General features: G+C 61.6%; 24 protein-coding genes. 15 read left to right on the top strand and 9 right to left on the bottom strand.

Annotation, left to right across the window (positions count from 1 at the left end; translation table 11 throughout):
* Positions 1–148 precede the first annotated feature (148 nt).
* The 6 genes from ACRTG1_RS08045 (at position 149) to ACRTG1_RS08070 (ending at position 4,756) form a co-directional block, all read left to right on the top strand.
* Positions 149–787, top strand: coding sequence for a 50S ribosomal protein L25/general stress protein Ctc (locus tag ACRTG1_RS08045; protein WP_206544027.1), 639 nt, complete (start codon positions 149–151; stop codon positions 785–787).
* A 24-nt stretch (positions 788–811) separates the two neighbouring features.
* The gene (pth, locus tag ACRTG1_RS08050) at positions 812–1,531 is read left to right on the top strand and encodes an aminoacyl-tRNA hydrolase (protein WP_113155816.1); all 720 of its coding nucleotides are present in this window, start codon (positions 812–814) and stop codon (positions 1,529–1,531) included.
* A gap of 3 nt (positions 1,532–1,534) precedes the next feature.
* Positions 1,535–2,638, top strand: coding sequence for a redox-regulated ATPase YchF (gene ychF / locus ACRTG1_RS08055; protein ID WP_113155817.1), 1,104 nt, complete (start codon positions 1,535–1,537; stop codon positions 2,636–2,638).
* Between the two features lie 138 nt (positions 2,639–2,776).
* The gene (gene corA, locus ACRTG1_RS08060; protein ID WP_113155818.1) at positions 2,777–3,748 is read left to right on the top strand and encodes a magnesium/cobalt transporter CorA; all 972 of its coding nucleotides are present in this window, start codon (positions 2,777–2,779) and stop codon (positions 3,746–3,748) included.
* 64 nt (positions 3,749–3,812) lie between these two features.
* A complete protein-coding gene (locus ACRTG1_RS08065; RefSeq protein ID WP_113156391.1) occupies positions 3,813–4,280 on the top strand; it encodes a MaoC family dehydratase in 468 nt (155 codons plus the stop codon).
* On the top strand, positions 4,277–4,756 hold the full coding sequence (locus ACRTG1_RS08070) for a MaoC family dehydratase (protein WP_206548249.1): 480 nt from the start codon (positions 4,277–4,279) through the stop codon (positions 4,754–4,756). The genes ACRTG1_RS08065 and ACRTG1_RS08070 overlap by 4 nt, the downstream gene beginning before the upstream one ends.
* Here the strand turns inward: ACRTG1_RS08070 and ACRTG1_RS08075 are convergent.
* From ACRTG1_RS08075 to ACRTG1_RS08105, 7 genes are all read right to left on the bottom strand, one after another.
* Positions 4,746–6,734 carry a S8 family peptidase gene (locus ACRTG1_RS08075; protein WP_432516052.1) on the bottom strand — a complete coding sequence of 663 codons (1,989 nt, stop codon included), beginning with the start codon at positions 6,732–6,734 and terminating at the stop codon, positions 4,746–4,748. The genes ACRTG1_RS08070 and ACRTG1_RS08075 overlap by 11 nt on opposite strands.
* Positions 6,735–6,818: 84 nt before the next feature.
* A complete protein-coding gene (locus ACRTG1_RS08080) occupies positions 6,819–7,370 on the bottom strand; it encodes an adenine phosphoribosyltransferase (RefSeq protein ID WP_113155821.1) in 552 nt (183 codons plus the stop codon).
* Between the two features lie 186 nt (positions 7,371–7,556).
* The gene (locus tag ACRTG1_RS08085) at positions 7,557–8,381 is read right to left on the bottom strand and encodes a cytochrome c1 (protein WP_206544031.1); all 825 of its coding nucleotides are present in this window, start codon (positions 8,379–8,381) and stop codon (positions 7,557–7,559) included.
* A 29-nt stretch (positions 8,382–8,410) separates the two neighbouring features.
* Entirely contained in the window at positions 8,411–9,697 is a 1,287-nt protein-coding gene (locus ACRTG1_RS08090; protein ID WP_113155822.1) for a cytochrome b, read from the bottom strand.
* A 23-nt stretch (positions 9,698–9,720) separates the two neighbouring features.
* Positions 9,721–10,284, bottom strand: coding sequence for a ubiquinol-cytochrome c reductase iron-sulfur subunit (gene petA / locus ACRTG1_RS08095; RefSeq protein WP_113155823.1), 564 nt, complete (start codon positions 10,282–10,284; stop codon positions 9,721–9,723).
* Positions 10,285–10,551: 267 nt separating this feature from the next.
* Positions 10,552–11,307, bottom strand: coding sequence for a class I SAM-dependent methyltransferase (locus ACRTG1_RS08100; RefSeq protein WP_432516053.1), 756 nt, complete (start codon positions 11,305–11,307; stop codon positions 10,552–10,554).
* Between the two features lie 118 nt (positions 11,308–11,425).
* Positions 11,426–11,743 (bottom strand): DUF6665 family protein, encoded by a 318-nt coding sequence (locus ACRTG1_RS08105; protein WP_206544033.1) that lies wholly within the window; start codon positions 11,741–11,743, stop codon positions 11,426–11,428.
* Positions 11,744–11,838: 95 nt separating this feature from the next.
* Between ACRTG1_RS08105 and ACRTG1_RS08110 the strand changes: the two genes are divergently transcribed.
* The gene (locus tag ACRTG1_RS08110; RefSeq protein ID WP_206548253.1) at positions 11,839–12,471 is read left to right on the top strand and encodes a LysE family translocator; all 633 of its coding nucleotides are present in this window, start codon (positions 11,839–11,841) and stop codon (positions 12,469–12,471) included.
* A 104-nt stretch (positions 12,472–12,575) separates the two neighbouring features.
* Here ACRTG1_RS08110 and hemF read toward each other — a convergent pair whose 3' ends face one another.
* Positions 12,576–13,490, bottom strand: coding sequence for an oxygen-dependent coproporphyrinogen oxidase (gene hemF / locus ACRTG1_RS08115; protein ID WP_206544320.1), 915 nt, complete (start codon positions 13,488–13,490; stop codon positions 12,576–12,578).
* Between the two features lie 119 nt (positions 13,491–13,609).
* On the opposite strand from hemF, the gene ACRTG1_RS08120 reads away from it, so the two are divergent.
* Positions 13,610–13,867 carry a hypothetical protein gene (locus ACRTG1_RS08120; protein WP_113155827.1) on the top strand — a complete coding sequence of 86 codons (258 nt, stop codon included), beginning with the start codon at positions 13,610–13,612 and terminating at the stop codon, positions 13,865–13,867.
* Between the two features lie 180 nt (positions 13,868–14,047).
* On the opposite strand, the gene ACRTG1_RS08125 is transcribed toward ACRTG1_RS08120, so the two are convergent.
* Positions 14,048–14,494: a tRNA (cytidine(34)-2'-O)-methyltransferase gene (locus tag ACRTG1_RS08125; protein ID WP_206544035.1), complete on the bottom strand. Its 447-nt coding sequence runs from the start codon at positions 14,492–14,494 to the stop codon at positions 14,048–14,050.
* A 297-nt stretch (positions 14,495–14,791) separates the two neighbouring features.
* Between ACRTG1_RS08125 and ACRTG1_RS08130 the strand changes: the two genes are divergently transcribed.
* From ACRTG1_RS08130 to ACRTG1_RS08160, 7 genes are all read left to right on the top strand, one after another.
* On the top strand, positions 14,792–15,049 hold the full coding sequence (locus tag ACRTG1_RS08130) for a hypothetical protein (protein ID WP_432516054.1): 258 nt from the start codon (positions 14,792–14,794) through the stop codon (positions 15,047–15,049).
* 89 nt (positions 15,050–15,138) lie between these two features.
* On the top strand, positions 15,139–15,684 hold the full coding sequence (locus tag ACRTG1_RS08135) for a hypothetical protein (RefSeq protein ID WP_432516055.1): 546 nt from the start codon (positions 15,139–15,141) through the stop codon (positions 15,682–15,684).
* A gap of 125 nt (positions 15,685–15,809) precedes the next feature.
* Positions 15,810–17,657 (top strand): ABC transporter ATP-binding protein, encoded by a 1,848-nt coding sequence (locus ACRTG1_RS08140; RefSeq protein WP_432516056.1) that lies wholly within the window; start codon positions 15,810–15,812, stop codon positions 17,655–17,657.
* Complete coding sequence (locus tag ACRTG1_RS08145) at positions 17,654–19,540, top strand: ABC transporter ATP-binding protein (RefSeq protein WP_432516057.1); 1,887 nt, start codon at positions 17,654–17,656, stop codon at positions 19,538–19,540. The genes ACRTG1_RS08140 and ACRTG1_RS08145 overlap by 4 nt, the downstream gene beginning before the upstream one ends.
* A 58-nt stretch (positions 19,541–19,598) precedes the next feature.
* Positions 19,599–19,868 carry a hypothetical protein gene (locus ACRTG1_RS08150; protein WP_297564050.1) on the top strand — a complete coding sequence of 90 codons (270 nt, stop codon included), beginning with the start codon at positions 19,599–19,601 and terminating at the stop codon, positions 19,866–19,868.
* 9 nt (positions 19,869–19,877) lie between these two features.
* Positions 19,878–20,768: a LysR substrate-binding domain-containing protein gene (locus ACRTG1_RS08155; RefSeq protein ID WP_432516058.1), complete on the top strand. Its 891-nt coding sequence runs from the start codon at positions 19,878–19,880 to the stop codon at positions 20,766–20,768.
* Positions 20,769–20,893: 125 nt separating this feature from the next.
* Entirely contained in the window at positions 20,894–21,079 is a 186-nt protein-coding gene (locus ACRTG1_RS08160; RefSeq protein ID WP_113155833.1) for a DUF1059 domain-containing protein, read from the top strand.
* Positions 21,080–21,107: the final 28 nt, after the last annotated feature.

A 21,107-nucleotide genomic window follows, 5' to 3' on the forward strand; every position in this document is an offset into this window, starting at 1 on the left:
AGACACCCTTGGAGGCACCGCGGATGGAAGTTCGCCCGATACAATTCGGTCTTCAGGCAGCGCTTGTAGCGCCGTCCGGTTCCGTTTCGGACAGCTTTCACGTTTTCAGGTTCGCCTGAAAGCGCTCCACAACATGAAAGGACAGGCCATGAGCCAGAGCTATGAGCTGAAGGCCGAGGCGCGCGAACGGGTCGGTAAGGGGTCCGCCCGGGCTATTCGGCGCAACGGAAAGATTCCCGCCGTGATCTACGGCGACAAGGATGCCCCCATCTCCATCACGCTTCCCTACAAGGAAGTGTTCATGAAGATCCACGCCGGTGGCTTCCTCACCACGATCGCGACGATCGACGTCGACGGCAAGAAGATCAAGGTCCTCCCGAAGGATTACCAGCTTGATCCCGTCCGCGACTTCCTGATGCATGTGGACTTCCTGCGCATCGGCAAGGGCACCGTCGTGACCGTCAACGTGCCGGTTCACTTCATCAATGAAGAAACCGCACCCGGCATCAAGCGCGGCGGCGTTCTCAACGTCGTTCGTCACGAAGTCGAGTTCACCTGCCCGGCTACGGCGATCCCCGAGTACATCGAGGTTGATCTGGCTGGCATGGATATCGGCGATTCCGCGCATATCTCCGCAGTCAAGCTGCCGGAAGGCGTGGAACCCACCATCACCGACCGCGACTTCACCATCGCAACCGTCGCAGCACCGGCCGGCCTCAAGTCGGAAGAAGCTGCCGAGGGCGAAGAAGCCGGTTCGGAAGAGAAGGAGGGCGAGGGCGAGGAGTAATCCTCCCCTTTCCTGCAAGATCTCATGCTGCTTATTGCAGGGCTCGGCAATCCCGGCCAGCAATACGAACGGCACCGGCACAATGTCGGTTTTATGGCGGCGGACGCGATTGCGCGCCGCCATAATTTTTCGTCATGGTCAAAGAAATTCAACGCGCTGGTGGCCGAAGGGCGCATCGGCGGCGAGAAGGTGCTGCTGATCAAACCGCAGACCTTCATGAACCTATCTGGCCAGGCGATCGGCGAAGCCATGCGGTTCTACAAGGTCGGTCTTGAAGACCTGATCGTCTTTTATGACGAGCTGGACCTTGCCCCCGGCAAGCTGCGCCTGAAGACCGGCGGCGGCTCGGGCGGACACAACGGCATCAAGTCCATCGACGCCCATTGCGGCAAGGATTATCGCCGCGTGCGCATCGGCATTGGCCATCCCGGCGACAAGGCGCGTGTGAATGCGCATGTTCTGGGTGATTTCGCCAAGGCGGACCAGGCCTGGCTCGAACCGCTTCTCGACACGGTGGCGGACAACATCGCCATGCTGGCCGAGGGTGACGAGTCGGGTTTCATGAACCGCGTCAGCCTCGCGGTGAAAGGGTCCGGCGCTGAGCCGGCCGCCAAACAGGAAAAGAAGCCCGCCCGGAAGCAGAGCCACATTCGCCAGGCGCGGCAACAGGGGCCATCGGCCTCAATACCGGAAAATGGCCCCATGGCGGCCATGCTGAAGAAACTCCTCGGCCAGAAGGAATAGGAAATGGGTTTCAAATGCGGCATCGTCGGTCTGCCCAATGTTGGCAAATCGACGCTCTTCAACGCGCTCACCAAGACGGCAGCCGCACAGGCCGCCAACTACCCCTTCTGCACCATCGAGCCCAATACGGGCGAGGTGGCGGTGCCCGACCCGCGCCTGAAGAAGATCTCCGCCGTGACCGGCTCCAAGGAGGTCATCCCGACCCGCATTTCCTTTGTCGACATCGCCGGCCTGGTGCGTGGCGCGTCCAAGGGTGAAGGGCTCGGCAACCAGTTCCTCGCCAACATTCGCGAAGTGGACGCCATCGTTCATGTGCTGCGCTGCTTCGAGGATGACGACATCACCCATGTGGAAGGCCGGATCGACCCGGTCGCCGATGCGGAGACGGTCGAGACCGAGCTGATGCTTGCCGACCTGGAGAGCCTTGAGCGCCGCACGCAGCAGATGCAGAAGCGCGCCACCGGCAAGGACAAGGAAGCCCAGACGCTTCTGCCGATGATGGAGCAGTCGCTTGCACTGCTGCAGGACGGCAAGCCGGTGCGCGTGCTGCTCGACGGCATTGCAGCCGAAGATCTGAAGATCCTGCGCAGCCTGAACCTTCTCACCTCCAAGCCCGTTCTCTATGTGTGCAACGTGGCGGAAGGCGACGCAGCCGAGGGCAACGCCCAGACCAAGCGCGTGGAAGAGATGGCTGCTGCGCAGGGTGCCGGCACCGTCGTCATCTCCGCCGCCATCGAGGCCGAAGTCGCCCAGCTTTCCGATGAAGAAGCCGTCGAGTATCTGGACGCCATGGGACTGGAAGAGCCGGGCCTCGACCGCCTCATCCGGGCCGGCTACGAACTTCTCGACCTGATCACCTTCTTCACGTCCGGCCCGAAGGAAACCCGCGCCTGGACCGTGCACAAGGGTGCCAAGGCCCCGCAGGCTGCCGGTGTGATCCACACCGATTTCGAGCGCGGCTTCATCCGCGCCCAGACCATCGGCTATGATGATTTCGTGACCCTTGGCGGTGAAGTCGCCGCCCGTGACGCCGGCAAGGCGCGCGACGAGGGCAAGGAATATGTCGTGGTTGATGGCGACGTGATGCTGTTCAAGTTCAACACCTGAGGCACCACGGACCACGATGAAAAACGGGGGTGTCGCCGACAGGCTGCACCCCCTGTCTTCTGCACATCCCGGCATCATGTCTTGACGGCGTCACAATAGCCGGAAATGCTCGCCCCGGGATTTTGCAGGAGAGTAGATGTGATTAAGACTTTTATTTTTGAGAACCAACGCCTTAAGCCTGTCGAATTTGCAGACGCCGAGCGTGAAAAGATCGTCTGGTTAGACCTGCTCGCCCCAACCGACGAAGAAGAAAAAACCGTCGAGGACTGGCTCGGCATCGACGTGCCAAACCGCAAGGACATGGAGGAGATCGAGGTCTCCAGCCGCCTCTACAGCGAAGACGGCGCGCACTTCATGACCACCACCCTGCCCGCACAGAGCGAGAAGGATCAGCCCGAGATGGGGCCGGTGACGTTCATCCTGTCGCCGGGCAAGCCGCTGGTCACCGTACGCTTTCACGAGCCCCGCGCGTTCCAGACATTTCCGCAACGGGCGGAGAAGAGCGCCCTTGGCTGCGCCACCGGCGAGGCGGTTCTGATCAACCTGCTCGACGCCGTGGTGGAACGGCTCGCGGACATTCTCGAACGCGCCGGCCGCGAAGTCCAGGAACTCTCCAAGGGTATTTTCCATCCGTCGGAAAAGAAAGCGTCCAGCCGCGACCGCAGTTTTCAGATCATTCTGCGCAGGATCGGCGGCAAGGAAGACCTGCTCGCCAACCTGCAGGAAAGCCTGCTCACGATGCAGCGTCTTGCCACCTTTTTCAGCGCCGTATCGGCAAAGAACAGCAAGGAGCTGCGCGCCCATATCAAGACGCTGTCGCGCGATGTTGAAGCGCTTTCCGTTCATGCTTCCAGCCTCTCCCACAAGATCAACTTCCTGCTCGACGCCACGCTTGGCATGATCAGCATCGAACAGAGCGCCATCATCAAGATCTTCTCGGTGGTGGCGGTGGTGTTCCTGCCGCCCACCCTCGTCGCATCGATCTACGGCATGAACTTCGAGTTCATGCCGGAGCTGCAATGGACCTATGGCTACCCTCTGGCCCTTGTCGTGATGGTCCTCTCGGCAGTGCTTCCCTTCTGGTATTTCAAGGGGCGCGGCTGGCTCTAGGGCCAGGTCCTTGAAGAAGGCCGCGCTTGCGGCCATAAGGTTCAAGCCTGAACAGGAAGCAATCATGACAGACAAGAAGTGGGCGTTCGAGGATCTTGAGCCGGGACTGACAATCCCGTTCGGCGAGAAGACCGTGAGCGCAGAAGAGATCATCGCGTTTGCAAGACAGTTCGACGCGCAACCCATGCATCTGGACGAAGAAGCCGGCAAGGCCAGCATACTGGGCGGTCTGGCGGCCTCCGGCTGGCACAGCTGCGCCATGTTCATGCGGATGCTCTATGACGCGTTTCTGGTCGATTCCACGTCTCAGGGCTCGCCCGGCATCACCGACGCGCGCTGGAAGCGCCCCGTCATCGCCGGAGATACGCTCAGCGGCCAGACAACGGTGCTGGAGCGCCGTCCGCTCAAATCGCGCCCGGGCATCGGCCTGGTGACGTTTCGCCATCTGGTGACCAACCAGCGCGGGGAGACGGTGATGGAGATGGAGAACCCGATCATGTTCAGGATGCGTGCGACGGGAGCGGCAGCATGAGTATCGACCGTTTCCTGCGGCTTGGCGAAACCGTGACGCTGGGCACGCACACATTCAGCGCCGAGGAGATCATCGCCTTCGCCCGCGCCTATGATCCGCAGCCTTTCCACACGGACCCGGAAGCCGCACGCGACAGCGTGTTCGGGCGGCTGTGCGCCTCTGGCTGGCACACCTGCTCCATGTGGATGCGCTACAATCTCGAAGGCATTGAACGCGACGCCCATGGCGCATGGGACGGCCCCGGCGAAAAACCCGAATTCGGCCCCTCCCCCGGCTTCTCCAACCTGAAATGGCTAAAGCCCGTCTTTGAAGGCGACACGATCACCTTCACGCGCACGGCAACGGCGCATCGTCCGCTCGCCTCACGCCCCGGCTGGCATCTGGTGACGCTGATGGCCGCCGCCTGCAATGGCGACGGCGAAACGGTGATGCAGTTCGACAACGGCGTTCTGATGAAGGCCGCAGTCAATAGCTGACCGACAGGCCGAGCGAAACCTGGTGTTGATTGCCGGCCCCGTAAAACGCGCCGGCATAGCCAATTCTGGCGGACGCACCGGTTTCCGGCAAATGCAGATCCAGCTTCGCCGCGATATCAAGCCTGTCACGCCCCACCCCTTCGGCCCGCGCTTCCAGCACACGGCCGAGAAGCGTGGTATCGACCGCGAAAGCGCCCGGCTTGAGAACACGCGCGTAAGCGAGCTCCAGTCCCGGCTCGACCTCCCAGTCCGCCAGACCGAACCTGCCGGACAGGCGGATGCCCGGGCCGGTTTCAACCGTGGTGATGCGGCCGGCGCTCACAGTCTGACCGAGCAGTTCCAGCCCCGTTTCATGTGCCGGTCCAAAGCGCTGGGTGATCCCCGACAAATGCGCAAAGAGCGTTGCGTCCCCCCAACCGAAAGCCCGCCGATAACCGGTCTCCATCGTTCCGAAACCACCATGGGCGACATTGTGTGACTGCGCCACCGGTTGGCCCAGCGCGGTCACCGTGCCGGCAAGCCCCGGGATGGTGCGCCGCGTGTAGGTCTGGCAGAAACGGCTGACGCCCGCGCTGGCCCGCAGGCGCCAGTCGCCAATATCCCAGGTCCCATAGGCGAAACCATGCACGCCTTTCGCATGCGCGGTGTTGGCAGTGGCACGCTCACTGGTGTCCACCTCAGCGTAGCCAACGCCAATGCCGGCGGTAACATTGACCTGATCGATCAGATCGACACCCGTGTAGAGCGTCCTGATGCTCGCTCGCGCCTCTGGAAAACCGGGTGAGACGGAAGTTCTGGAATGCAGGAAACTGCCACTCATCCAGAGCCGGTCGTTTAGCGGCGCGCGTCGCCGCATAGTCTCAAAAGGCGCGCGTGCCGCCTGCGCCATCGCCATGTGCCTGCTGCGGGAAGCAGCGGCAAAGATACTGCGCCCGGCCGGGGAAATGGTTTCCGTCAGATTGCCCAGGTCCAGTAGGCCCCAGCCGAAAACCGGATCAACGCCCGGATCACCGATATCGAGCGCGGTGCGAAGGATCAGCTTGCGTATGTCGCGCGTATCAGCCTGCGGAAACATCTGACGCGCGATTGCGAGCCCGCCGGTGACATGCGGTGCAGCCAGCGAAGTGCCCATGCCGGAGAGATAACCTCCCCCTGTCCGGGCCGCATAGATGCCATTTGATGCACCGGCCTCTCCGCCAGGCGCGGCCAGACACCAACGGGCGGCGAAGCCGCATTTGTTGGCGTAATAGGCGAGCCGCCCATCCGTATTGACTGCGGTGACGGCAAGCGTGGTGCTTTCCAGTTCAGGAAAGACAAGCGGGAGGCTCGGAAGAAGCGCAACAGATTCACGGCCATGATTGCCCGCCGCCCAAACTGTCAGGATCCCCGCACCGGCAGCTTCATGCACCGCAAACAGAGTGTAACGCAGAGGGCTGAGAACCCCGGGATCATCGTCGGGGTACAGAGGCACGTAGGTCTGCAGCCCAAACGAAGCATTGATGAGGTCGACCCCCATCTCCACCGCATACATGAAGGAGAAAGCGAATGTGAGATCGAGAGGGTCGGACTGCGACAACTGAACGGACATGAGCGTGGCGTCATAGGCCACTCCATGCATACCGTTTCCGTCCCTGTTCCCGACCAGAACACTCCCCACCATCGTGCCGTGTCCAACACGGTCACTGCTGCCATACATGAGGCCACGAAGATCAAACGACTTCGATGAAACCCGCCCGAAAAGCTCTGGATGAGAAGCGTCGGCTCCGCTGTCGAGCAAGCCGACCAGGATGCCCCCGCCCGTGAACCCGGCCCTGTGAGCCAGGTGGGCATTGATCCGGGCAAGCCCCCACTGAGCATCGGTTTCCGCGTCTCCCGTCGAGCCGACAGGAAAATGAATGACGGCCCCCTCCTGCGCCAAACACGCAGTGGAGAGCTCTCCGCCAATAGCGAAGAGCACCAACAAAAAAGACAATCTCATCTATATATATCTAAATTATAATATAATTAAATAAAAACAACTCCTTACGAGGGTATACTGAAAAACTTCAAGGAACAACAGTATTCAATCGCCTTCGAAGGCGATCAGGGTGTGGACATCGACCCCAAGCGCTTCGAGCTTGGCGCGGCCGCCCAGGTCCGGCAGATCGATCACGAAGCAGGCTGCGACGATTTCCGCACCCATCTGGGTCAGAAGCTTCACCGCGCCTTCGGCGGTGCCACCGGTGGCGATCAGGTCATCGACCAGAAGAACCTTCTCGCCCGGCTTCACCGCGTCCTTGTGCATCTCCATCTCGTCGATGCCGTATTCAAGGCTGTAGGCCACGCGCACGGTGTCGTGCGGCAGCTTTCCCTTCTTGCGGATCGGAACAAAGCCCGACGACAGCTGGTGCGCCATGGCGCCGCCCAGAATGAAGCCACGCGCCTCGATACCCGCGATCTTGTCGATCTTGGTGCCGGCATAGGGGTGCACCAGCTCATCCACCGCACGGCGGAAGGCGCGTGCATTGCCCAGAAGCGTGGTGATGTCGCGGAACATCACGCCGGGTTTCGGATAGTCCGGGATCGTGCGGATTGCGGAAAGAAGGGTTTCCTGAAGTGTCTGCGAAGCTGCCATGTGCCCTGCCCTGTTTCGCCTGATTGTCCGCTTCACCTTTCACACAGAACGATGAAACGGCAGATGGTCTGCTGTTGCCCTGTCTGCGCGAGATCAGGCGTTTTCACCTGACTGTAAACTGCATCATCGCGCAAAAGAAAAGGGCGCCGGCGGCGCCCTTTCAAATCTCTTTATGTGGACGGCGCGTCAGTGTGCGTCGGACCAGATCTTGCGCTTGGTCAGATAGACCAGACCGCCGAAGAGCAGAAGGAAGATCATGACCACGAAGCCCGTGGACTTGCGTGCTTCCATGTGCGGCTCGGCTGCCCACATCAGGAACGCGGAGATATCGCGCGCATACTGATCGACCGTCTCGGGCGCACCGTCATCATAGGTCACCATGCCCTCGGAGAGCGGCGGCGCCATGGCCAGCGAAGCCGAGGAGAGGAAGTACGGGTTGTAGTAGGTGCCAGCCGGAACTTCGTGTCCCTCGGTATCGTCACTGTAACCGGTCAGCAGGGCGTGGATGTAATCCGGGCCTGCCTCGGCATACTGGGTGAAGATGTCGAAGACGAAGGTCGGGAAACCACGCTCGACAGCTCGCGCCTTGGCAATCAGCGAGAAGTCCGGGGGGACTGCACCGCTGTTGGAGGCGGCAGCCTGCTGCGGGTTGGCGAACGGAGCCGGGAAGCGGTCCGACGGCTTTGCCGGGCGCATGTACATGTCACCGGCATCATCCGGACCGTCCTCGACCTCATACTCGGCTGCAATCGCACGCACCTGGGCGTCGGAGTAGCCGAGATCGGTGAGGTTGCGGAACGCCACAAGATTCATCGAGTGACACGCCGCGCAGACCTCGCGGTAGACCTTGAAGCCGCGCTGCAGCTGGCCCTTGTCGTAGGTGCCGAACGGGCCGGCAAACGACCAGTCCTGCTCGACCGGCTTCTTGATCGGGAACTCGGCGGCGTCGGCTGCCGTAGCGACAGCCAGACCGAGACCGAGCGCGGCCAATCCGTTGAGGACGTTCTTCATTTCGAAAATCCCTTTGCGCATTCTCTCGCTCAGCCCTTTGCCTGTTCGGTGGCCGGCGCGCCGGCGGAGGACTTCTTCTCAAGCACCGCTTCCGTGATGGAATTGGGCAGACGGCGGGGCGTCTCGACCAGACCGAGAACCGGCATGATCACGATGAAGAAGGCGAAGTAGTACAGCGTCGCACCCTGTGCCATCGCCACGTAGATGCCTTCTGCCGGACGCGAGCCGAGCCAGCCGAGGAAGACGGCGTTCACGACGAAGAGCCAGAAGAAGAGCTTGAACCACGGACGGTAGACAGCCGAACGAACCTTCGAGGTGTCGAGCCAGGGCACGACAAACAGAACCGCGATGGCGCCGAACATGGCCAGAACGCCGCCCAGCTTGGAGTCGATCGGTCCGATGTTGAAGGTGATCGCACGCAGGATCGCGTAGAACGGCAGGAAGTACCATTCGGGAACGATGTGCGCCGGGGTCTTCAGAGCGTCAGCCTCGATGTAGTTGTCGGGGTGACCCATGTAGTTCGGAATGTAGAAGACGAAGTAGGCGAACAGCAGCATGAACACGACCATGGCGAACGCGTCCTTGACGGTCGCATAGGGCGTGAAGGCCACGGTGTCGGTCTTCTGCTTCACTTCGATGCCGGTCGGGTTGGTCTGACCGGTCACATGCAGCGCCCACACGTGCAGGACGACAACGCCGGCGATCATGAAGGGCAGCAGGTAGTGCAGCGAGAAGAAGCGGTTCAGCGTCGGGTTGTCGACGGCGAAGCCACCCAGAAGCAGCTGCTGGATCCACTCACCCACCAATGGAATGGCGGTGAAGAAGCCGGTGATGACCGTTGCGCCCCAGAAGCTCATCTGGCCCCACGGAAGCACGTAGCCCATGAAGGCGGTCGCCATCATCAGCAGGTAGATGATGCAGCCGAGGATCCACAGCATCTCGCGCGGCGCCTTGTAGGAACCGTAGTAGAGGCCGCGGAAGATGTGCACATAGACGGCGATGAAGAACATCGACGCGCCGTTGGAGTGCAGGTAGCGCAGCAGCCAACCGGAGTTGACGTCGCGCATGATCTTCTCGACGGAAACAAAGGCGACTTCGGTGTTGGCCGCATAATGCATGGCCAGCACGATGCCGGTCACGATCTGCGCCACCAGCATCAGCGAAAGGATGCCGCCGAAGGTGTATGCATAGTTGAGGTTGCGTGGCACCGGATAGGCCACGAAAGAATCATAGACCAGACGCGGAAGCGGCAAACGCGCATCCATCCAGCGGCCGAGGCCGGTCTTGGGCGTATAGGTCGAATGTCCAGCGCTCATTGAAAATCCCCTCTCGCCAAGCCTTAGCCGACCTGGATGACGGTGTCGGACACGAATTCAAAAGTCGGAACCGCCAGGTTTTCTGGAGCCGGACCTTTGCGGATGCGGCCAGCGGTGTCGTAGTGCGAACCATGGCACGGGCAGAACCAGCCGCCGAAATCACCGGCCTGGCCGAGCGGCACGCAGCCCAGATGGGTGCAGACGCCAACCATTACCAGCCAGTTTTCCTTGCCCTCGCCCGCCGAGCGGTCGATGTCCGTCGCCGGTGCATCGGCAGCAATGTTGGCATTGCGTGCGATCGGGTCCTTGAGGTCGGCCAGAGCAACAGCCTTGGCTTCCTCAATTTCCTTCTCAGTCCGGTTGCGGATGAACACAGGCCGGCCGCGCCATTTCACGGTCAGGGACATGCCGGGCTCAACGCCGGACACGTCTACCTGAATAGACGCCAGCGCCCGGGTGGACGCATCTGGCCGCATCTGGTCGATGAACGGCCATGCGACGCCGGCGATGCCAACGGCACCGGCAACGCCTGTGGCGACATAAAGAAAGTCACGCCTTGTATGTTCGGTCGAATCGGTAGCGCTCACGGGACTGCGATCCTTTCACCTCAGTTCGGCCGGTCGGGAAGCCTCATTGCACCTCAAACACGGGCATTTTACCACGCATGGCAAAGCTGCCCGGTTCTACCCCCGGCATTTTTCGATGGTTTCTATGCGCCACGCAGGAACTTGTCCAGACGGGGGCGGCTTTAGATGGCAGATTGTCGCGGGTAAAACACAGCGAATAAAGATGAGTGAAAAACTCTTATTTTTCAACGAACGCGCCTCCCACCATCCTGGCACCTGCCGTCCAGATCACGCGCCGGCGACCGCCTCGAAGGTGAAGCTGGCTGCCTCAGGCCCCGGCTCCTCATCGGCGCAATAGTCGCCATGGACGCGAATTTCCTTGAAACCCGCGGCTTTCAGGGCGAGTTCCATCTCCAGAACGCCCCATAGGCGCAGATGGAAGAGCTGCAGCTCACTCGCCACAAGAACATCATCGCGCCACTGCTCGTAACGCAGGTGGGAAAGCATGGTCTGGCGCTGGAAGCAGGTTTCCACACGCTGCTCCGACAGTGTCAGAAGACTGTCCCCGTCGCGCCAGTGACGCGCGGTGCGGGACGTATCGGCGAGTGAAGCAAGCGGATCGAGATCAAGCAGCAGGCGTCCGCCCGCACAAAGAGCGTCATGGAATCGCCGAAGGACGCCAAGCGCTGCCTCCGGCTCCGTGACAAGCTGGAAAGAGCCGGCGGGAATGATGATGGCCTCAAATCGCTCAGGGTAGGAGAACGTCTCGAAGCGCTGGATATCGACCGGCGCCGACAGCCCCCTCTTCGCGCACTCCGCCCGGCAATGGGCGACCATCTCGTCCGACGCGTCGAAACCACGAATATCGAAGCCAGCTTCAAGAAGCGGAATCAGCACCCGGCCATTGCCAGCCGCAGGCTCAAGGACGGGACCGCTGCAGCCTGCCAGACGATCACGATAAAACCCGATATCGCCGAAGGAGCGGCCTATGGGCTTGTCGAGGTGATAGACCCAGGAGGCCAGCGTGCCGTACCGGTTTTCCATTGCGTAATCTCTTCTGCCTGCATCTGTTTGCAAACCGGGACTGCCATCGCAACGCGGCAACGGCAAGCGGGCCAGAATACGGGATTCGCAAGACCAGAGAGCGGATGCCGCCTGGTTGTCAGGTCGCGCCCAATCGGGCCAGAACCCTGCCCGGGATGGCCATGTCCTTGATGACATCGTCATGCCTGCGCATTCCGCACAGCTCGCGCTGAATGAAATAGCCATGAACCGCATCAGCAGCGGCGTGAAGCAGGCGGTCGCGCGCCTCCGCATCACTCTCATCCGCTTCGGAAAGCCGCGCCAGCGCCTTCTCGACCCGCCGGCCTGCATGCCCCAGAGACGACGCCTGCTCTGCGGCAATCTCGTGCTGCAAAACCGTATCGCCACTCAAGGGGTGAGACACGAGGCCGGTGATGGAACTGGGCATCTTCAGCATGGGGCAGCGCGGCTCCACCGTTGATGGACAAAACGAAAGACTGCCTTCTATATAGCATCACACCCAGTCCCGCATGAACCGACAAGGTGACCTTGATGACACTGCTTGAGCTTGGAACCTTCACTCTCGTAGCAGCGCTTCTCGTCGTGTCACCCGGCCCCAACGGGGTGCTGATCGCCAAAACCGTGCCGACTTCCGGCAAGGCGGCGGGCTTTGCCAATGTCGCGGGCTTCTTCGCCGCGTTCTATGTGCACGGCCTTCTTTCCATTCTGGGCATATCGATCATTCTGGTGCAGTCGGCCCAGCTCTTCTTCATCGTAAAAATGCTGGGCGCGGCCTATCTCTGCTATATCGGGGTCAAGGCCCTCTGGCAGGCATGGCGCGGTCTTGCGGCACCGCACTCCATCACCCCGGCCAAGAGGCGGCGCACGCTCGCCAAGGCGGGGCTCGAAGGGTTCCTGACCAACGCGCTGAACCCCAAGGTTTCAATGTTCTATCTCGCTGCGTTTCCGCAGTTCATTCCGGCAAGCGCGGATGCAACGTCCTGGGCGTTTGCGCTGGTGGCGATCCATTCGCTGCTGAACGTGCTCTGGTTCTCGGCGCTCGTGCTCCTGTTCTCGAGCATGAAGTCGCTTGGCGGCAGCGCCAGCATGCAGCGCTGGCTGAAAGCCGTGACCGGAACGGTGTTCGTCGGGTTCGGGCTGAAACTCGCCACCATGCGCCCCTGAAGAAAACGGGCGGGCCGGCTCCCGTCAAGGAACCCCACCCGCCCGCATATTCTTAGCGAAAGATCACGCCAGCCCGCATCGCATGACTGAGCGGCCAGCTACGGCTAGGGCCACTTCACCTCTGGCGGCATGCTGGACAGGATGGAGTTCACATTGCCGCCGGTCTTCAGTCCGAAGATCGTGCCGCGGTCATAAAGCAGGTTGAACTCGACATAACGGCCCCGGCGCACGAGCTGCTCTTCGCGGTCGGCCTCGGTCCAGTTGGTGTTGAAGTTCTTGCGCACCAGATGCGGATAGGCGACGGCAAAGGCGCGTCCAACATCGCGGGTAAAATCAAAGTCGGCCTGCCAGCCGCCCTTCTCGTCCGGCGTCTTGAGCCAGTCATAGAAGATGCCGCCCACGCCGCGTGGCTCCTTGCGATGCGGCAGGTAGAAATACTCGTCGCACCAGGCCTTGTATTTCTCGTAGTCGACAATCCCGGCATGACGTTCACACACGAACCGCATGGCCTTGTGAAAGGCCACGGTGTCGGGGTCTTCCTGCGAACGACGACGGTCAAGCACCGGGGTCAGATCTGCGCCGCCGCCAAACCACTGGCTGGTGGTCACCACCATGCGGGTGTTCATGTGAACGGCCGGCACATGGGGGTTCTGGGGATGGGCGATCAGCGAAATGCCCGAGGCCCAGAAGCGGGGATCCTGCTCCGCGCCCGGTATCTGCTTGCGGAACTCGGGAGAGAACTCGCCATGAACCGTCGAGACATGGATACCGACCTTCTCGAAAACGCGGCCATGCATCATCGACATGACGCCCCCGCCGCCTTCACCGCCGTCGCGCTCCCAGGGCGTACGCTCGAAGCGGCCCGGCGTGCGCGTGGACAAAGGCCCGGTCAGCTCATCTTCAAGATTTTCGAAGGCTGAACACAGCTTGTCGCGCAGTTCCTCGAACCAGGCGCGCGCGGCTGCTTTTTTTTCTTCGATATCGTCCGGCAATCCGGTAGGGAGTTCTGGTCTTTCCATCATCATTCCTTTCGCCCGATCCTACGCAACGCCGCAGGAAACGGACAGCCCCACAAATGACTCGCATTTTTCAACAGCGTTGCCTAAGCTTCTTATCAATCGGGTCAAGGAGTTCTTTCGTGCGTGTGCCCGCAAAACCACCCCTGGAAGGGCTGAAACGCAGCCTCGACAAACATCGCGCAAGGACGGGTCGTCTGCCACGCGACGGATTTCTACGGGAGAGTTTTGCACTGCCGCGCGCGCAGGCCCGCGACAAAGCGCGCGAATGGCTGGAGCGCTGGCCCAAGCAGGCTTACTGGACAGAGATCGAAAGCTGGTGTGAACGCCCCGGCGACATGATCGAGTTCACGATGCGCCGATTACCAAGCGCCGACTGACCTCCCGCGTCTTCCATCCAAGATTTCAGATATACGTGACGGCCTGTTTCAGACTGCGTTTCTGAACAGCATATGCGCGCCTCGCGGCTGTTGACTTAAAGTCGGCTTGAACCTGTAGGCAGCTCTTTCCGAAGCCAAGGAAAGAGCCCGATGCAGCGTGAAACACCCCAGGATGATGACCTATCGCAGCTGCCTGAGCGCCTCGCCGGCGGCCATCGCGGCCGTCATCGCAAGGTTGAGGCTGCGCGCGCCCTCTTTCATGGGAATGGTCAGCCGCGCATCGGCGGCGGCGTGGACGGCTTCCGGCGCTCCGGAAGATTCCCGACCGAACAGAAGAATGTCACCATCGGCATAGGAAAAGTCCGTGTAACCCGCCTCGGCCCGGGTGGTGAACAGGATAAGACGCCGGCCCTCGCGCTTGCGCCAGAGCTCGAACGTTTCCCAGGACGGATGGCGGGCGAGCGCGGCGCGCTCAAGATAATCCATCCCCGCGCGCTTCAGATTCCGGTCGGAGAGATCAAAGCCGGCAGGCTCGATCAGATCGACCGTGAAGCCGAGGCAGGCGGCGAGACGGAGAATGGCGCCGGTATTTCCGGGAATGTCTGGCTGGTAAAGCGCGATACGCATGCGGCTGTGTCTCTCGACATGGCTGAGTGTTGCCTTCCGGACACAGCTGAGGACGTGTCGACCGAAAGGCGTAATTACGGGTGGCGGGTCGCTGCAACTGTGGGTATAAGCCCGCCATTGTCAACGCGAACCGAAGGAGAAAGGCATGACAATGCGACGACATCACATGATCTGGCTCCTCGCCGGTGGCCACAAGGCCTGACGGCGGACTCGGTCCGGCACGCTCCTGCACCATTTCAAGGCAGCTACCCATCGCAGTCCGTCGGGATTTCCTCCCGCTCCCCAAGGACGTTCGCGATGCACAACCGCTTCCCCCGGCGGCCAAACGGCCGCAATGACGATTTTTTCGTTCCACAACTGGACCCCACACGCCCTACCCTGCAGGACCGCAGGCTTGAAGCGTGGGCGCTGACCCTTGGTGTGAAAACGCCCCTCATCCATGAGGACCGGACGCAACGGCCGCATCGCGGCCAATTGCCGGATATCGACCTCGGACAGGTCGCGCCGGCAGCGCGTATCGGCCTCATCGCTAAACTGAAACGGCTGTTGCGATGAGGAGCGCCTACCCCTCTTCGCCCCCCTCATTTCCCGCTTCGCACGCCTGCGGAGCGGGCACGATCACGCATGCGCCGACACAACCGCAGATGGCAGCAGAGAAAACGCATCCTCTGGTCAAGCCCGGACAACACGGTTATAAGGTGCATCCCATCAACGAAAACCGCTGGAGGCGGCAATGGACAACAAGATGCTTACCTCCTTCGCTGGTCTACGCCCGTACATCGCGGCGCCATACCAGGCCTGACGGCGGCTTTCGTTCTTCAGCTTTTCTAAGATTACCAAAGCAGTTCACGAGCGAATCCGCCGACCGTTTCTTCCGGTTGACACATGGGATTTGCATCATGACTGCACGCTTTCCAAACGGACGCACCGCGTCTCAAGACAATAAGATTTCAGGCACCGACCCGGCCGCCGCCGCGTTTTTACGCGGACATGACAGCGCTCCTGCCACGTCTCTTTCAGGAGCCTTCAAGGCCGCTCTCGGAACCCAGGCGCAGCCACCGCGCACAAAACCGCACGACCAAAGCGGCGGCACGCCTCCGACCATCCTGAATACCGGCTCCATGAAGGAGCCAGGCAATAAACGCGCAAACCGGCCTGCGGCATCCGTGCCGCGCAAGGGCCACATCTAGCCGAACGCATTTGCTTTTCCGCCAGCCGCCGCCCGCGGAAAAGAGCACGAAAACAGACGATTACACCGCAAACGCGACTCAACGCGTCGCGTTTGCGGGCACGAGAATGAAAGACGCCAAAGACAATGTATCAATGGTTCGAACGACGACTTGAGCCCTTCCCCGCCGAAGAACCGCAGGAGCCGCCGCGCACCTTCTTCGCCTTCTGCCTGCACTTCACCAAAGGGGCATGGCCCTATATCGCCATTTCGGCGGTCCTGATGATGATCATCGCCATTGCAGAGGTCTGGATGTTCTCCTTCCTCGGCAACATCGTCGACTGGCTGGCCGAAAAGGACCGCGCGACCTTTCTGGATGAGGAAGGCGCAAAGCTGATCGGCATGGCTGCAATCGTCGGCATCGTCCTGCCGGCGGTGGTGTTCCTTTATGGCCTGGTCACCCATCAGGTTCTGATGGGCAACTATCCCATGCGCATCCGCTGGCAGGTGCATCGCTATCTGCTCAAACAGTCGATGAGCTTCTATCAAGACGAGTTTGCCGGCCGCATCGCCACCAAGCTGATGCAGACGGCGCTTGCCGTGCGCGAATGCGTGATCAAGATGACCGACGTGATGAACTATGTGACGGTGTACTTCACCGGCATGCTGGTTCTCGCGGCCTCGGCCGACTGGAAGCTGGCAGCACCGCTGGTGGGCTGGCTGGTGGGGTACATCCTGCTCATGCGCCATTACGTGCCCAGGCTCGGCAAGATCGCGCAGCGACAGGCAGACGCCCGCTCGGTGATGACCGGCCGCGTGGTCGACAGCTACACCAACATTCAGACGGTAAAACTCTTCTCGCATGGCCGACGCGAAGCGTCTTACGCCCGCGAGGGCATGGGCGGCTTCCTCGACACGGTGCATGAGCAGTTCCGTAACATCACCGGTCTCTACGGCCTGCTCTACCTGCTCAACGCCCTGTGCCTCGTCGTGGTCGGGTATCTCTCCGTCACCCTGTGGGTGGCCGGTGCGGTAAGCGTCGGCGCCGTGGCCGTGGTGCTCGGCCTCGTGCTTCGCCTGTGGGGCATGTCGCAGTGGATCATGTGGGAGCTGACGGCGCTGTTCGAGAATGTCGGCACCGTGCAGGACGGCATCAGCTCGATCTCCATGCCCCGGCTGGTCGATGACAAGCCGGACGCAAAGGCCCTTGCAGTGCCGGAAGGTAAGATCGATTTCGACGGGATCGGCTTCCACTACGGCAAGAAGGGAGGCGTCATCGAAGAGCTGTCGCTAACCGTGAAGCCCGGCGAGAAGGTCGGCCTCGTGGGCCGTTCGGGCGCGGGCAAGTCGACGCTCGTGAACCTGCTCTTACGCTTCTACGATCTGGAGCGCGGGCGCATCGTCATCGATGGCCAGGACATCGCCGACGTGTCGCAGGACACGCTGCGCGCCGCGATCGGCATGGTCACGCAGGACACGTCCCTGCTGCACCGTTCGGTACGCGACAACATCCTCTATGGCCGCCCCGACGCGACCGAAGAGATGATGCTTGAAGCGGCCCGGCGCGCCGAGGCGATGAGCTTCATCGGCGGACTGACGGACCCGAAGGGCCGCGTGGGCTTTGACGCCCATGTGGGCGAACGGGGCGTCAAACTGTCAGGTGGCCAGCGCCAGCGCATTGCCATTGCCCGCGTCATGCTCAAGGATGCGCCGATCCTCATCCTCGACGAGGCGACCTCCGCACTCGATTCCGAAGTCGAGGCGGCGATCCAGGAAAACCTCTACCGCCTGATGCAGGGCAAGACGGTGATCGCCATCGCCCACCGGCTCTCCACCATCGCCGCCATGGACCGCCTGGTGGTGATGGACAAGGGCCGGATCGTCGAGGAAGGCACGCATGACGATCTGGTTACCGCCGGCGGGCTCTATGCAAGCTTCTGGCAGCGCCAGTCCGGCGGGTTTCTCGATCTCGAAGCAAACGAGGCTGCGGAATGAAGGAAGACAGCAAAAAGACGGAGCCCCACCAAACCGACAGCCTGTGGCGCAGTCTCGAAGAGGTCATAGACCCCTTCGGCGACACGCCGCGGGCGGTCCTGCCGGTCAAGGCGCATGAGTTCATTCTCTTCTTCGCCCGGCAGGCCAAATGGCCGTTCATCCTGCTGCTGATCGCCGGCGGCCTGATGGGGGCCGTCGATGCGGGGCTTTACTGGGCGCTTGGCTGGCTGATCGACCTGCTGGATTCCTCCTCGCCGGCAACGCTCATCGCCGACCACTGGACGAAGCTGGCCGGTTTTCTGGCCCTGCTTCTGGTGATCCGCGCCGTGGTCATCATCGTCAACACGGTGCTGGAAGAGCAGGTCATCGCGCCTGCCTTCTACCAGCGTGTGCGCTGGCAGTCGTTCCGGCGGGTGATCGAACAGCCCTATGAGTTCTACCAGAACGACTTCGCCGGCCGGATCGCCACAAAGATCCTTCAGGGCGGTGAAGCCACGGGCGACTTCATCATCAACGTCCTGCAGACCATGTGGAGCTTCCTCACCTTCGTGGTGCTGGCGCTCTCCATTCTGACGGTGCTCGACCCGTGGATGGGCGTGGTCATCCTGCTCTGGCTCGCAACCTACATGGCCATCGCGCGCTTCCTGCTGCCGCCCCTGCGGCGGGCAGGCCGGCGCACGGCGGACCAGCGCTCGATCCTCAACGGACGCATGGTCGACGCCTTCACCAACATTCTGGCGGTGAAGCTGTTCGACAGCGGCCAGCGCGAGCATTCCTATGTGCGCGAGGGCATGGCGCATTTCCTGAGCGCGGTGCAGAAGCTGACGCGCGCCATCACCCGTGTGCGGGTGACTGTGGCCATCGTCAACGGCTTCATGATGGCGGCAATCTTCGTGCTGGCGGTGTCGCGCTGGCTCGACAGCGCCATCACCACAGGCGAGATCGCGGCGGCCATGGGCCTCGTCTTCCGGCTGAACCAGATGTCGGGCTGGATGATGTTCAACATCAACGGGCTGATCCGCAACTACGCGACCGTGCAGGACTCAACCACCGTCGTTTCGGTGGAACCGTCCATCCGCGACGCCGAAGGCGCAAAGGTCATGCCGCGCGCCGAAGGCGACATCCGCTTTGACGACGTGACGTTCAATTACGGCAAGGAAAGCGGCATCATCGAGGGGCTGAACCTGCACATCAAGCCGGGCGAGCGCGTGGCGCTGGTCGGGCCTTCGGGCGCCGGCAAGACCACCATTGTCAGCCTGATGCTGCGGCTTTTCGAGGCCGAGCACGGGCGCATCCTGCTCGATGGTCAGGACATCACGCAGGTAACGCAGGCCTCGCTGCGCGCGCAGTTCGGCGTGGTGAGCCAGGAGCCGATGCTGATGCACCGCTCGATCCGCGACAACATCGCCTATGGGCGGGGCGACGTCACCGAAGAGGAAATCATCGCGGCGGCAAAGCGCGCCTCGGCGCATGAGTTCATCCTCGATGTGACCGACCCGAAAGGCCGGACCGGCTATGACGCGGTGGTGGGCGAGCGGGGCGTAAAGCTCTCCGGCGGCCAGCGCCAGCGCATCGCCATCGCCCGGATGATGCTGAAGAATGCGCCGATCCTCATCCTCGATGAGGCAACATCGGCGCTGGATTCGGAAATCGAAGCGGTGATTCAGGAAAATCTTGAGCGGCTGATGGAGAACAAGACGGTTATCGCCGTGGCGCACCGGCTCTCCACCATTGCCGCTCTCGACAGGATCATCGTGCTGGACCGGGGCCGCGTTGTCGAAGAGGGCTCGCACGACGCGCTGGTGGAACAGGACGGGCTTTACGCCCAGCTGTGGAAACGCCAGTCGGGTGGCTTTCTGGGCGAACGGATGGCTGCTGAGTAAGCCTGGACACGAATGCCGGTGGCTGCACTGCTGGTGCGGCCATCGGCTCTTCTTCCTCATGGTCTTCAAAACTGGAGCGACGCAGCGGCAAATCCGCCAGCTCGCGCTCCGACATGCCGCGAAGAGCCGGATGCGCCAGCGGATCACGCCACCAATTGTCATCCCAGGCATCCTGCACCGCTCGCCGGTGATTGTCCCTGAAGGTTTGAACCATTATCCAGAAAAACTGAAACATGGCGCCTTCTCCATCTGTGAGATTTCTCTACGAGAGCCAAAATCCCGGCGTTTGGCATTATTTTCAATGGAGATTGCCTGCGCTTTGTTTTAGAAAAACTATATGAAACACCTGCCACGCGTTCACCTGAACGGATTGCGCGCCGTCGAAGCGGCGGGTCGGTGCGGCTCACTCAGTGCGGCTGCCGATGAACTGGGCGTTTCGGTGGGAGCCGTCAGCCAGCAGATCATCAAGACCGAAGCGCAGCTCGGCGCGGCAATCTTCGAGCGGACGGGACGCGGCATCCGGCCAACCGGGCTCGGCCAGCAGTTCATCGACCGGCTGAGCCTCGGCTTCCAGACACTTGATGCGGCGGTGGCGATGACGCGTCACGACACGGATTCGGTCCTGACCATCTCTGTCGCGCCCGTCTTCGCATCCAAATGGCTCGTGCCGCGGCTGGCGCGCTATACGAGAGCGCATCCGGAAACCAAGCTGCGGCTGGAGGCCTCGACCGACCTCATCAATCCCGACAGCAGCGACATCGATCTGGCGATCCGTGTGGGCGAAGGCGACTGGCCGGGCGTGAAGAGCGAATATCTCCTGCCGCAGGAAGTGTTTCCGGTCTGCGCCCCGGCGCTGGCCGACGCGCTCGAGACGCCTGAAGACATACTCACAGCGCCGATCATCCGCGACGCCAACTCGAACATTGCATGGGATGTGTGGCTGAAACCGCTTGGTCTTGACCAGCGCGACCTCGTTGAGGGCGACAGTTTCACCGACGCCGCGCTCTGCCTTGATGCAGCCATCGCCGGACAGGGCGTCATGCTTGCCTGGCACACACTCGCTTATGATGCGCTTCAATGCGGGCGTCTGGTCGCGCCGTTTCAACAGCGCGCCAGAACACGCTACAGCTATTGGCTGATCACCTCGGAGAACCGGCAGGAACCGGCAAAGGTGCGCGAATTCAAGGCATGGCTGCGCGGCGAGATCGAGGAAATGCTTGAAGTCTGACGGCACGGCGGATGACGCTGTGGGCTAGCTCAATGCCAATCAAGTTTGTTTCCCTCAGCAACCTCTCGCCGCATTCCGTGTTATAGTTTAAGGCACGCATCAACCGAGAACAGGAGGACAGTCTCATGAAGGAATTTCATTGCGGCTCGCTCGTTCCAGGCTGCGACTGGCACACACGCCATGAGGAAGAAGCGGAGGTGATCCGCCGCGCAGCCGAACATATGCGCGATGCCCATGGTGAAACGGTGATCCGCGAGAGCATGGTGGAAGCCATCCGCTCACGCATCGGACAGGCCAAGAACGCGGCCTGAGCCGCGCACTGCCCCGAAAGACTGCGGG

This window comes from Nitratireductor sp. PBL-C9 (genome assembly GCF_050877045.1).
GTDB lineage: Bacteria > Pseudomonadota > Alphaproteobacteria > Rhizobiales > Rhizobiaceae > Nitratireductor > Nitratireductor aquimarinus.